This window comes from Psychroserpens luteolus (genome assembly GCF_021032705.1).
In the GTDB taxonomy this organism is placed as follows: domain Bacteria; phylum Bacteroidota; class Bacteroidia; order Flavobacteriales; family Flavobacteriaceae; genus Psychroserpens; species Psychroserpens luteolus.
The window spans coordinates 79012-91292 of the sequence record NZ_JAHVXI010000007.1 but is presented as its reverse complement, the minus strand read 5'-3'; the positions used below and the strand labels follow the sequence as shown (position 1 = coordinate 91292).

13 protein-coding genes are annotated in these 12281 nt (G+C 33.8%); 9 read left to right on the top strand and 4 right to left on the bottom strand.

Annotated elements, in window-relative coordinates:
* The first annotated feature begins 102 nt into the window (after window positions 1–102).
* From KWG70_RS15915 to dnaG, 4 genes are all read left to right on the top strand, one after another.
* The gene (locus KWG70_RS15915) at window positions 103–669 is read left to right on the top strand and encodes an RNA polymerase sigma factor (protein WP_230937030.1); all 567 of its coding nucleotides are present in this window, start codon (window positions 103–105) and stop codon (window positions 667–669) included.
* Window positions 656–1489, top strand: coding sequence for a hypothetical protein (locus KWG70_RS15910; RefSeq protein WP_230937029.1), 834 nt, complete (start codon window positions 656–658; stop codon window positions 1487–1489). Before KWG70_RS15915 ends, KWG70_RS15910 begins: the two co-directional genes overlap by 14 nt.
* A gap of 26 nt (window positions 1490–1515) precedes the next feature.
* Window positions 1516–2589 (top strand): hypothetical protein, encoded by a 1074-nt coding sequence (locus KWG70_RS15905; protein WP_230937028.1) that lies wholly within the window; start codon window positions 1516–1518, stop codon window positions 2587–2589.
* 88 nt (window positions 2590–2677) lie between these two features.
* On the top strand, window positions 2678–4645 hold the full coding sequence (gene dnaG, locus KWG70_RS15900; RefSeq protein WP_230937027.1) for a DNA primase: 1968 nt from the start codon (window positions 2678–2680) through the stop codon (window positions 4643–4645).
* Here dnaG and KWG70_RS15895 read toward each other — a convergent pair.
* Window positions 4642–5271 carry a response regulator gene (locus tag KWG70_RS15895; protein WP_230937026.1) on the bottom strand — a complete coding sequence of 210 codons (630 nt, stop codon included), beginning with the start codon at window positions 5269–5271 and terminating at the stop codon, window positions 4642–4644. The genes dnaG and KWG70_RS15895 overlap by 4 nt on opposite strands.
* A 137-nt stretch (window positions 5272–5408) precedes the next feature.
* Entirely contained in the window at window positions 5409–6197 is a 789-nt protein-coding gene (nadE, locus tag KWG70_RS15890) for an NAD(+) synthase (RefSeq protein ID WP_230937025.1), read from the bottom strand.
* Between the two features lie 105 nt (window positions 6198–6302).
* Between nadE and gldB the strand changes: the two genes are divergently transcribed.
* The 3 genes from gldB (at window position 6303) to KWG70_RS15875 (ending at window position 8358) form a co-directional block, all read left to right on the top strand.
* Window positions 6303–7262, top strand: coding sequence for a gliding motility lipoprotein GldB (gene gldB, locus KWG70_RS15885; RefSeq protein WP_230937024.1), 960 nt, complete (start codon window positions 6303–6305; stop codon window positions 7260–7262).
* Window positions 7262–7600, top strand: coding sequence for a gliding motility protein GldC (gldC, locus tag KWG70_RS15880; RefSeq protein WP_230937023.1), 339 nt, complete (start codon window positions 7262–7264; stop codon window positions 7598–7600). Before gldB ends, gldC begins: the two co-directional genes overlap by 1 nt.
* 143 nt (window positions 7601–7743) lie before the next feature.
* Window positions 7744–8358, top strand: a complete 615-nt coding sequence (locus KWG70_RS15875; RefSeq protein WP_230937022.1) for a DUF4230 domain-containing protein — start codon at window positions 7744–7746, stop codon at window positions 8356–8358.
* Here the strand turns inward: KWG70_RS15875 and KWG70_RS15870 are convergent.
* Complete coding sequence (locus KWG70_RS15870) at window positions 8353–8658, bottom strand: rhodanese-like domain-containing protein (protein ID WP_230937021.1); 306 nt, start codon at window positions 8656–8658, stop codon at window positions 8353–8355. The two genes, KWG70_RS15875 and KWG70_RS15870, sit on opposite strands and share 6 nt — an antisense overlap.
* Before the next feature lie 10 nt (window positions 8659–8668).
* On the bottom strand, window positions 8669–10414 hold the full coding sequence (locus KWG70_RS15865) for an aromatic amino acid hydroxylase (RefSeq protein WP_230937020.1): 1746 nt from the start codon (window positions 10412–10414) through the stop codon (window positions 8669–8671).
* Window positions 10415–10531: 117 nt separating this feature from the next.
* On the opposite strand from KWG70_RS15865, the gene KWG70_RS15860 reads away from it, so the two are divergent.
* Together KWG70_RS15860 and paaE are read left to right on the top strand one after the other, a co-directional pair.
* Window positions 10532–11101, top strand: a complete 570-nt coding sequence (locus tag KWG70_RS15860; protein WP_230937019.1) for a TetR/AcrR family transcriptional regulator — start codon at window positions 10532–10534, stop codon at window positions 11099–11101.
* A gap of 69 nt (window positions 11102–11170) precedes the next feature.
* A complete protein-coding gene (paaE, locus tag KWG70_RS15855; protein WP_230937018.1) occupies window positions 11171–12244 on the top strand; it encodes a 1,2-phenylacetyl-CoA epoxidase subunit PaaE in 1074 nt (357 codons plus the stop codon).
* Window positions 12245–12281 lie beyond the last annotated feature (37 nt).

The window sequence follows — 12281 nt, the reverse complement described above, 5'->3', positions numbered from 1 at the left end:
TATATATCTGAAAATCAATATATTGTAAATTTTTTTAAGCATTGGGCAACCATTTGCATCATTATTGCGTCTTTATAAATAGAAGACCAAACGAAAGCTATTTTGAAAGTCATTCAATTACATCATAAAAACAATACTACGCTAATAAAAAAAGCGGCTAAAGGTAAGCGAGATGCACAGCATACATTGTTTGAAATTCATGCGCCTAAAATGTTAAGTATATGTAGATATTATGTAAAAGATATGCAAAATGCAGAGTCTGTAATGTTGAATGGTTTTTTTAAAGCGTTTACAAATCTGAAGAATTTTAAAAATGAAGGAAGTTTTGAAGGTTGGTTAAGGCGTATTATGGTAAGAGAATCAATTTCGTTTTTAAGACAACAAAAGCATATCGAATTCTCAGTTGAAGATGAACCGTTCACTCAAGAGCAATACAATAATGTAGAATCTCAAATTGAAGTGGCACAAATTCAACAAATCATAGATGAGCTTCCCGAAGGTTATAAAATGGTATTTGTCATGTATGCTATTGAAGGCTACAAACATTATGAAATTGCAGAGATACTAAATATATCTCAAGGGACTTCAAAATCACAATTATTTAAAGCGAGACAAATGCTTCAGAAAAAAATTAAGGACATAAATACAACAAGTTATGGCACCAATTAAATTTGAAGAAAATATAAAAGACAAGTTAGAAAAGCGATCGATTCAGCCATCAACTGATGCTTGGAATAAGCTTTCAAATCAGCTTGATACTCATGATAAGAAAAACTCAAGAAGTTGGTTTTTATATATAGGTATTGCTGCGAGCATTGTAGGCGTACTTTTTGTAACGACCTTATTTTTCAAGTCTTCAGAAGAACAATCAGTTTCACCAATACTTGTAGATACTGAGATTAAAGAAAACCTTGAGAATAAAGAGATGCCTAAGCCTACTGAAACTCTAGAACGTAAAGACGCGATTGTTGAAATTTTAAACGAAGACGCTATTGAGACAACTAATGAGACTAAAATGGATGTCTCTTCAGTGAAGTTAATTCAAGAAGACCATACTCAAATAGTTCAAGTTTCCGAACAAAAGAGAACGTCAGTTGTAAAACAAGACAAGATTGTAAATGATCATAAATCCCTGAATGCTGTTGTTGCCATTGCGAATGAAGAAAACAGTTTCGAAAAGAAGGCTATTGCGACAAACACATTAACTCCTGAAGATGCAAAAGTACTTCAAGTTGTTAATCAAATAAAAGCTTTAGACACAGATGGTACAACAGTAACCAGTCAAGAAATAGAAGATCTTTTAAAACAAGCAGAAAAAGACATTTTAAAGCAACGAATCTATAACGAAACAACGCGAACGGTCGATGCAGATGCATTACTTCAAGACGTTGAAGCCGATCTCGAACAATCGTTTAGAACCAAAGTATTTGAGGCTTTAAGATCCAGTTACAATACGGTAAAAACTGCAGTCGCCGAGCGTAACAATTAAATAATCATCAATTAAAAACAAACATTATGAACACTATTACTAAGTACGTAGTGCTACTCTCTCTATGCCTAATTACAGCGAATTTGAGTGCACAAGAAACAGAAAAAGACACAACGTTGTTGAAAGAAGTAAATTTCAAGATTAGCGCGTTGGAACGACTAAAAACAAAAATTCAAGATGAAGAGCGAGAATTCTTAAAAGCAGAGGTAGAGGTTATTAATGAACGTCTATCTAAAGGTGAGATTACAGAAACCAAAGCAGAGCAACTCAAAAAAGAAGCTGCAAAGAGACGTGCTCTTAATATTGAAAACCGACTTGCAATTATTGATAATAAAATTGAATTATTAAAGCGAAATGATGCCTATTATGATGATAGAGATGATGACGAAGTTCACTTTAATTTTAGTTTGAGTAAGCTTGGTGGTCTTAACGTTAGTTCAAGACGGAAGCCAAGAAAGTATGATAAGCGAACAACAAGTGATCTCGTATTTGCAGCTGGATTTAACAATGCCATTGGAGATGGGCAAAAAATTGGAGATGAGTATACCTTTATGCAATCTGGATTTGTAGAATTAGGTATTGCATGGAAAACAAGACTATTTGAAGATAATAACGCCGTGCGTTTAAAATATGGTTTCTCATTTATGTGGAATAAATTAACACCTAAAGATGATAGGTATTTTGTTCAAAATGGAAATACAACAACTTTAGAAACGTTCCCTAGTGAGTTAAAAGAGTCTGAATTTAGAATTACAAACTTGGTGTTTCCGTTGCATTTTGAATTTGGGCCTTCAAAAAAAATAGAACGTAAGGGCTATTTTAGATACAGCACCGCAAGACATTTCAAAATAGGTTTAGGTGGTTATGCAGGATTTAACATAGGAACGCAACAAAAACTACGATTTAAAGAAGATGGAGATCGCGTGAAGGAAAAAATAAGACGTAGTTATAACGCTTCACCTTTTGTGTATGGATTAAGCGCTTATGTTGGCTATGGAACTTTAGGAATTTATGCAAAGTATGACCTAAGCCCACTGTTTAAAGATCAAACATTTGATCAGCATAATCTGTCCATAGGATTTAGATTTGATTTGGATTAGTCTAGCTATATATGCAATTAAAAAGCTCCATTTACTTTAGTAATGGAGCTTTTTTGTTAAATTTACGGTTCTATTATTATTTCTGAAATTGATCTCAAAATCCACCATAGAACAAGTATTTGACACCGCCCGAGTAGAGGAGGTAATTGGTGATTTTGTTCAACTAAAAAAGGCAGGAAGTAATTTTAAAGGCCTTAGCCCTTTTAGTGATGAGCGTTCTCCAAGTTTTATGGTATCTCCCGTAAAACAAATTTGGAAAGATTTCTCTAGCGGAAAAGGAGGGAATGCTGTCACATTTTTGATGGAGCATGAACATTTTACCTATCCGGAAGCTATAAAATATCTGGCCAAGAAATACAATATTGAAATTGAAGAAACTGAGCAAACCGATGAACAGAAGCAGGAAGCCAATGAGCGTGAAAGTTTGTATCTAGTTAATGAGTTTGCCAAAGATTATTTTGAACGCATTATGTTTAAAACAGATCAAGGTCAAGCTATTGGTTTAAGTTATTTTAAAGAGCGAGGTTTTACAAATGAAACAATAAAACAATTTAACTTAGGATACTCGTTAGATGAATGGCAAGCCTTCACAGATGAAGCTTTAAAAAAAGGCTACCAATTAGAATTTTTAGAAAAAACAGGGTTAACTATCGTGAAACCTGAAAAGAAATTCGATCGTTTTAAAGGGCGTGTGATGTTCCCAATTCATAGTATGAGCGGACGCGTTTTAGGATTTGGCGGACGTATATTAACTTCAGATAAAAAAGCAGCCAAGTATCTAAACTCTCCTGAAAGTGAGGTCTACCATAAAAGTAAAATCCTCTATGGAATTTATCATGCTAAGCAATCTATAGCAAAAGAAGACAACTGTTATTTAGTTGAGGGATATACCGATGTCATACAGTTTTACCAAACTGGAATTAAAAATGTTGTGGCATCTTCTGGTACGGCCTTAACACCAGAACAGATTCGATTAGTTAATCGATTAACTAATAATATCACTGTTCTCTTTGATGGTGATGCTGCAGGAATAAGAGCTTCTATTAGAGGTATAGATTTGATTCTAGAACAAGGTATGAATGTCAAAGTTTGTGGTTTCCCAGAAGGTGAGGATCCCGACAGCTTTGCAAAACAAAATACGTTGGAAGAATTGACAACGTACCTTAACGACAATTCGAAAGATTTTATTCAGTTCAAAGCGTCTTTGCTTATCAAAGAAGCTAATAATGATCCTATAAAAAAAGCAGAGACCATTAGAGATATTGTAAATAGTATTTCTAAGATTCCAGATCAAATAAAAAAGGAAATTTATATTCAAGAGTGCTCACGTATCATGGATATAAGTGAAGATGTACTGTTTAGTACTTTGGCTCAGATTACAAAAAAAGAGGTGCAGGAAGCCAATAAAACGATTAAGACCCAACAAAAAGCATTTGATGTTGTTAAACCTCAGGCTAAAGCACCGAAAGTTGATCTTCAATATGAGTTAGAGCGTAAGATTATTGAAATTTTGTTGCTCTATGGAACAGAAACTGAGGATTTTGAAGATTTAGTTCTAAAAGAATCTGAAGATGGTGAATTACAGTTAGAGCCTGTTATACATAATGCCAAGGTATTTGAAAAAATATACCTCGATTTGCAAGAAGACGAGATGCAATTTTCTAACTCCAATTTTAAATTATTGTATTATACTATTATAGATACCTTAAACCAAGAACCAGAATTCTCTACCAAGAATTTTGTTAATAAGCTTGATCAAGAATTGGCTAGTGCTGTAACTACAATTTTGATGAATGATGAACGCTATAGCTTACACGATTGGGAGCGCAATCATATCATTCCTAAAGAAAAAAAGCACAGTATTGCTCAACATGTCACGCAAACTATTTTAACACTACGTTGTTACTTAATAGATAAAAAAGTAGCAGAATACCAGAATGATACCTTACGTGAAGACGTAAATAACCGCAATATCCTTGAAGATGTTAAAGATTATGTTGGTCTAAAAATGCTTCTTTCTAGAAAACTTGGTAAGGTAGTTGGTGGAAAGATTTAAGTGATATCTAACTGCTTTCCTTGATTTACAAGATCAATAAGGTTGGTCACATTTAGTTTCTTAAATAGTCGCGCTTTATAAGTGCTTACCGTTTTTTCATTAATGTCGAGTTCTTGAGCTATTTCTTTGTTTTTCTTACCTGAAGATAATAGTTTCAAAACTTCAACTTCTCTAGTAGATAAGCGCTTGTAGATTCTGCTTTTTGTTTGTCTAGTATCATTGTAATTAAGATGTTTAGACATCTTATTGCTGAGATGAATTTCCCCTTGATGCGCCAACTTTATTGCTTTTACAATGACATCTGTTGGTTCAGACTTTGACACATAACCAGATGCTCCTGCCTTAATAGTACTTATAGCATAAATCTCTTCAGGATGATAGCTAAACATAATAATGTTAATGTGGCTGTGTTCTTTTTTAATGGCTCTAAGCGCAGTTATACCATTAAGTTCAGGAAGTTCAATTTCAGAAACAATGACATCTACATCATGGCGACGCACAAATTCAAATATTTCCACTCCACTTCCAACGGTTCCAACTATTTGGATTTCGTCGTGATTTTCAAATAAAAGTTGAAAGCCAGTAGTTACGATAGGATGGTTGTCAACGACTAATACCTTGATCATAATACAATAAATTAATTGGTTAGTTAGTATAGAGTGCCAGAACTTATAAAAATAAATTCAAGAATGTGGAGATTTGCATTGCAAAATTACTAAAAAAAATCAATATAATCGCTTTTTTTTAACGAGAAACCTAACAATTATTTAAATTCTTTGGGAATTTCGCAAATTGGTATAGGAATCATTTTATGTGTATTCGAACGATTATATCTCATAAATATTTGAAACACTTGCTTTTGGCGTCCATCAAAGTCGTTTTCAGTCTTCCCTTCATCTTTCATTTTCATAGCCCATTCTAATTCTGGATAGGAGGCTCCAATTTGGTCTTCATCACTCCGCGAATCACCAAAAAGACCATCACTAGGCGCTGCTTTCATGATCGAATCTGGAACTTTGAGGTATTCTCCAATCTCATATACCTCAGATTTTAATAAATCTGCAATCGGACTTAAATCAACGCCACCGTCGCCATACTTCGTGTAAAACCCAACTCCAAAATCTTCGACTTTATTACCAGTTCCAGCAACCAATAGTCCTAAAAGTCCAGCATGATAATATAAGGTTGTCATTCGTAATCGTGCTCTCGTATTAGCTAATGCCATATCTACGGTAGCCTGTTTACCATCAAGGGGTACTTCAGTTTTAAACTCTTCAAATACTGGTGTTAAATCAACTCTACTGTCCCTAACATTTGGGAAACGTTGTTTCAATTGTTCTATATGTTCTTGTGCTCTGCTCACATGACTAGCAGCCTGATGGATAGGCATTTCAATGCAGAGTAGTTCTAATCCGGTTTTTGCACAAAGTGTTGATGTGACAGCAGAATCAATTCCGCCAGAAATTCCTATAACAAATCCTTTTACTCTAGCATTTGTAGCATAATCTTTAAGCCAGTTTACAATATGATCAACAACTTTTTCTGTCTGCATTTTAATGTGTTTTTTATGTAATAGTAGTACCTTTGTGTAACAAAAATAGCGTAATCACGTTAGTAATAAAAATTTAGCTGAATTAAGTTTTTGTAATCAAGATAGATGAAAAGAATACCTGTATTATGTCTTATTCTCATCTCGTTTTTTAGTTGTAAAAATGAAGATGCTTTAGAAAATGAGATTTCTAAAATAGAAACCAATATTGTTATTGAGCGTTTTGATCGTGCCTTTGCTACTACAAAATCAGATGAATTAGGAACCCTGAAAAAGGCCTTTCCGTTTTTATTTTCAAAACGAACACCAGATTCAATTTGGATTAATAGAATGAACGACACCATTCAAAAAGAGTTGCACCAAGCGACTCACGATACGTTTGGTGATTTTAAAACGGTAAGTAATGAAATTGAAGCGCTATTCCAACATTTAAAGTATTATGATAAGGCGTTTTCAGAGCCAAAGGTTGTAACCTTAACCAATTTTGTAAAGTATCGTGAAAAATTGATAGTCACAGATACAATCGTTTTAATTGCGATTGACAACTACTTGGGAAGTAATCATGAGTTTTATTCGGGTATACCAAAATATTTAGCAGAGAATATGAGGCCATCTCAAATTGTTGTTGATTTGGCTAAAGCCTACAGTGAAAAGCAAATCTTTCAATCTCAAAAAAGAACATTGCTAGACGAAATGGTGTTCTTTGGAAAGCAATTGTACTTCAAAGATAAAATGATTCCGTTCAAAACTGATGCCGAAAAAATTGGCTATAGACCTGATCAATTAGAATTTGCTAAACTCAATGAAAATGTAATCTGGACCGAGTTTGTTGAAAAAGAAATGCTATATAATACTGATAGTAGCTTGCCAGCACGTTTTATTGCTGATGCGCCTTTTTCTAAATTTTATTTAGAACTGGATAGTCAAACACCTGGTAGACTCGGACAATACATTGGATGGCAAATCGTGAGAGCCTACATGAAAAATAATGATGTGTCCTTACAACAAATGTTGCAGACAGATGCAGCTGAGATATTTAATAAATCTAATTATAAACCACCAAAATAATGGCAAATAATCATACTTCAAAAATAGAACTTAGTGTTGAACTTGACGAAAACAGAGTGCCTGAAAAGCTGCATTGGACAGCCGAAGATGGAGGCATTTCTAACGAAGAAGCTAAAGCAATGATGCTTGCGGTTTGGGATGCTAAAGCTAAGGAAACCTTGCGTATAGATCTTTGGACTAAAGATATGCCAGTTGACGAAATGAAACAGTTTTTTCATCAAACTTTAGTGGAAATGAGTAATACATTTCACAGAGCGACTCAAGATGAAAAGATGACAGCAACAATGAAAGATTTTTGTGATTATTTTGCTGAAAAACTAGAATTGAAGAAAACATAATTATTTAATTCTTGCTTAAAGATTAGATAACAGAACAGTATTACCAATTAACTAGATTTGTAATGCTATTAATCAATTTGAATTAACATTAGTTTAGGCTTTACTGTCGAAGAAAACTAATGTTTTTTTGTGTAAATTAGCATATGCGAAAAATTCTATTCGGAGTTATTATTACACTCATCGTACTCTTCACATTCAAATATTGTGGAGATAAGAGGGAAGACGAAATTGTACTTCAAGAGCATACGGCACTCATAAAAGAACAAGTTAAAAATGTTGGTAAGCTAGTTGTTACCGAAGGACATTTTAGTGAAGTATTTACCTATAAGAATTCTAAAGCCGTTTTTGCCGATCTCTTAGAAGCCAAAAAGCAAGCTATAGTGATTGTTAATGCCGATGTGACTATTGGTTACGATTTGAGTTTGATAGAATACGAAATTGATGAGTTGACCAAAACCTTACGTATTATTAAGATTCCAAAAGAAGAGATCAAAATAAATCCCGATTTCGAATATTACGATATTCAAGCAGATTTCTTGAATCAGTTTGAAGCAAAAGATTATAATGATATTAAGGAGATAGTTAAAAGGTCGTTGATGAAAAAAATTGAAGCTTCAGATTTAAAATCAAATGCGCAAAATAGATTAATTAGTGAATTGGCCAAGTTCTATATTCTTACCAATTCTTTAGGGTGGACATTGCAATACAATGAAAATCCTATAGATTCTTCAGAAAAATTATACGATATCAAGTTATAACTTGTATTGTACACTAACCCAACCACCACCATTAATAGCATCAATGTTGTTAAGGTTTAAAAACTTTGCCGCCTTGGCAGAACGAACACCGCTTTCGCAACAAGCAATTATCGGTTTGTTAAGCTGCTTAACTTCATCAACTCTGGCATTTAATTCGTTTAAAGGTATATGAACCGAGTTTTCTATATGCCCTTTATCCCATTCTCGTTGCGTTCTCACATCTAATATAACAGCTCCATGTTCTAAATAACGTTTAACCTGACGTTTTTTTGCACCAAAAATAAATCCTAATAACCCCATAATAAAAAGTCTAATTTGTAATTAATTCTAATCCGTTTGTAATCAAATGCGCTACTTCTGGTCGTTTGGTTTTTAAATCTTCTAAGTGATTTAAAATCGTTTGACTTAAGTTTTTGTCGTGTTTAGTTGTTAATTCATACAACTCTAATGATAAAAGCCAATCGTTTTTGTGGTTGTCTAAAATTGTACTAAAGATATTATGAATAGCTATAGTATCGTAAGTCGACTGTCTTATATCGCTTACATTTTTATAAAGTGATTCTAGCTCTAGTGTGGTTTTACTTTTAGGTTTTTGTACTGTTCTTGTTTCTGAAATATGATATAGGTTATCAAACGACCTGTAATCTGCCGCTCCAGCAAATGCAGAAATAATTGATGATCCTACAGCTAATTTAAATGTACCTTGGTCTGGAGAAAATAAAAGTTTGTCTTTGTATTGAACAGTACAGTCTTCAAATTCGATAAGAATTAATTTACCAAAGACGTTTCTTATTCCGGTGACGTTTAAACCTTCAATGGTGATGCCGCTTTCATATTCTATGGAAATTCGTTTTCCGTCGTAAAAATTATAAGCCTTTAAATCTCTAGGTCTCATATCTTCAATAGCTAGGCTAATCCCTTTAAGTTTTCCAATAGGTGAGCTAAACCCATTTGGGTTTGCTTCTGTACCATGCCCTATTAGTTCTTTTTCTCTATTAGCTAAAGCAGTTGGTCCTTCAGTTTTAAAGAAAACGACATTGTTGTCTTCATCTGTAATCATTTCAGTAAAAACACCAGAAATTTGTAAACCAGTATTTAATTCGATACTACCTATTTTTTTTGAATCTATGAGTTTTTGCAACCCTCTAAAACCACCTTTTCTCAGTGCCATGGTGCCCGAGAATTCTTCAAGAACTTCCATGAGATATGCAAAATCAGGCGTTACAAAAAGTTGTGGCTGAGGTTGAGTGATATCAAATTCAATATCTGCTGCATCTATACTATACTGTCGTTTTTCAACTGCATCTGTCATGCACCACTTGCTTTCTCCAATAGATGATAGAAGACCCGCTCCATAAATTTTTGGTTGCTCAACGGTTCCAATAAGTCCATACTCTACAGTCCACCAATGTAAATTTCTAATCTTTGCGATTTCAGAAAGTGGAACTTTTTTATTTTGAAGTTCATTAACCAAAGCTTCAGCTTTTTTGATGTCTTCTGGAGTTGAAGATGTGGCCTCTTTTAAAATTGAAAGTGATCGCACAGCTTCATACATATCGTTATCATGTGCAGAAAGAATAGCCTTGGCGCCAATTTCTCCAAAACGTCTTAAATATTCGGCATAATCTGGATTTGCAATAATGGGTGCATGACCAGCAGCTTCATGAATAATATCAGGAGCAGGTGTGTATTCAATGTTTTCTAATTGTCTGATATCGGAAGCAATCACCAAAACTTTATAGGCTTGAAATTCCATAAATGCATTTGGAGGTATAAAACCATCTACAGCTACGGCAGCCCAGCCAATATTTTTCAAAATACGATTCATGCCATACATGCTGGGAATGGTGTCAATAGAAATCCCAGTCATATCCAACCCTTTTAAATAAGAATTATGTGCAACACGACTCAAATAGGATACATTTTTTCTCATTACATATCTCCAAACTGCTTGATTAATTGGAGAATAATCATTGTAGTTTTGAGGTTTGATAAATTGTTTTAAATGTGGAGGTAATCTATCAATTAAAGGGTTAGTTTCTATTTGTTTGTCCATAATGTATTTAGATGCTTTTTTTTGTAAAGCCTTACAAAGTTATGAATTAAAAAAATGCCCTTTCTGTTACATACGAGTTTATCTTTTAGTTTAAATTGAATATGTATCTTAGTGCCAATGAAAGCCGAAACACGCAAAGAAGAAATCATAAATACCGCTGCAAAACTTTTTAAAGAAAGAGGATATAGCGCTGTTACTATGAGGGATTTGGCGACTGCAATGGGTATCAAGGCAGCCAGTCTTTATAATCACATCACATCCAAACAAGAGATACTAAAAGCAATTATTATTGCCATAGCCGAAGAGTTTACCAGAGGAATGGATATTATTATAAATGCTAAGATTTCTAATATCTCAAAGCTGAAACAAATCGTAGCACTTCATGTGAATATTACTGCTAATAATACCAATGGTATGGCTTCTCTAAATAATGATTGGATGCATCTCGAAGATCAATTAGAGTACTACTTACAATTGAGAAATGATTATGAGAACAATTTTCTTGAGATTATTAAACAAGGGATTATAGCTAATGAAATGAAACAGAGCAATCCCGAAATTATTATGTTTTCTATGTTAACTACATTGCGATCATTATATCTGTGGATTCCTAAAAAAGAGGACCTTAACGCAAACGATTTAGCTCAAAATTTAAATGAGGTTCTCATTGAAGGAATTAACAACTAATTAAGAATAATATTTTGTATCTTTGTTCTCCAAACTAACAAGTGTTAGTTTAATGTTTAAGTTATACCTATGGCAGAATTTCATAACCTAAAGATTGCAGATATTTATAAGGAAACAGAAGATACTTCAGTAGTGGCTTTTGAAATTCCATCAGAATTGCATGACGAATTCAAATTTAATCAAGGTCAGCATTTAACACTCAAGGCAGACATCAATGGAGAGGATGTACGTCGTTCATACTCTTTGTGCTCAAGTCCATTTGAAAAACAATGGCGAGTTGCCGTGAAGCAAATTCCAGGAGGTAAATTCTCAACTTACGTCAATGAAGAACTAAAAATTGGAGATGAAATTGAGGTCATGGCACCAAGTGGAACATTTGGAGTAGACGTCATGCCTGAAAGCTCAAAGAATTATTTATTTTTTGCTGCTGGTAGTGGAATTACACCTGTCCTTTCAATGATAAAAACGCATCTTGCATCTGAACCTAATTCAACTTGCAAGTTATTTTATGTGAATAAAACCGCAAAATCCATTATCTTTAAAGAAGAACTGGAGCAACTCAGAAACACTTATTTTGGACGACTGGAAATCTATTATTTCTTAACTAAAGAACGTCGAGATATCGAATTGTTTAATGGACGTTTTGACGATGAAAAAATGGAAGTGCTTACCAAAACATTTATTGATATTCCAGATACGAGTGAAGTGTTCTTATGTGGTCCAGAGCAAATGGTAAATTATGTAAGCGACTATCTGGTAAATAAAGGTTTATCAAAAGACCTTGTTCATTTCGAGCTATTTGTTACAGGACTTTCTGAGGAAGACATCAAGAGAGCTGAACGTCTGGCTCAACAAAATGTAGAAGGTATAGAAATTACAATAGTTGATGGAGGAAAAGAATTTGCATTCACCATGACTAAAGAATATGATAATATTTTAGATGCAGCTTTAGGCGCTGGCGCCGATTTACCTTTTGCTTGTAAAGGAGGTGTGTGCAGTACTTGTAAATGTCAGGTTGTTGATGGTGAAGTAGAAATGAAAATAAACTACGCATTAGAAGATAAGGAAGTGGCGCAAAATTATGTATTGAGTTGCCAAGCTGTGCCAACAACTGAAAAAGTAGTCGTAGATTTTGATGTGTAATTCCCAATAATTAAACATCAAACCAACCATATATTGA

Excerpts from the sequence above, each read along its gene's own strand:
- KWG70_RS15910 (WP_230937029.1), top strand. The coding sequence starts at position 656 with ATGGCACCAATTAAATTTGAAGAAAATATAAAAGACAAGTTAGAAAAG.
- KWG70_RS15905 (WP_230937028.1), top strand. The coding sequence starts at position 1,516 with ATGAACACTATTACTAAGTACGTAGTGCTACTCTCTCTATGCCTAATT.
- KWG70_RS15895 (WP_230937026.1), bottom strand. The coding sequence starts at position 5,271 with ATGATCAAGGTATTAGTCGTTGACAACCATCCTATCGTAACTACTGGC.
- nadE (WP_230937025.1), bottom strand. The coding sequence starts at position 6,197 with ATGCAGACAGAAAAAGTTGTTGATCATATTGTAAACTGGCTTAAAGAT.
- gldB (WP_230937024.1), top strand. The coding sequence starts at position 6,303 with ATGAAAAGAATACCTGTATTATGTCTTATTCTCATCTCGTTTTTTAGT.
- gldC (WP_230937023.1), top strand. The coding sequence starts at position 7,262 with ATGGCAAATAATCATACTTCAAAAATAGAACTTAGTGTTGAACTTGAC.
- KWG70_RS15875 (WP_230937022.1), top strand. The coding sequence starts at position 7,744 with ATGCGAAAAATTCTATTCGGAGTTATTATTACACTCATCGTACTCTTC.
- KWG70_RS15870 (WP_230937021.1), bottom strand. The coding sequence starts at position 8,658 with ATGGGGTTATTAGGATTTATTTTTGGTGCAAAAAAACGTCAGGTTAAA.
- KWG70_RS15865 (WP_230937020.1), bottom strand. The coding sequence starts at position 10,414 with ATGGACAAACAAATAGAAACTAACCCTTTAATTGATAGATTACCTCCA.
- KWG70_RS15860 (WP_230937019.1), top strand. The coding sequence starts at position 10,532 with ATGAAAGCCGAAACACGCAAAGAAGAAATCATAAATACCGCTGCAAAA.
- paaE (WP_230937018.1), top strand. The coding sequence starts at position 11,171 with ATGGCAGAATTTCATAACCTAAAGATTGCAGATATTTATAAGGAAACA.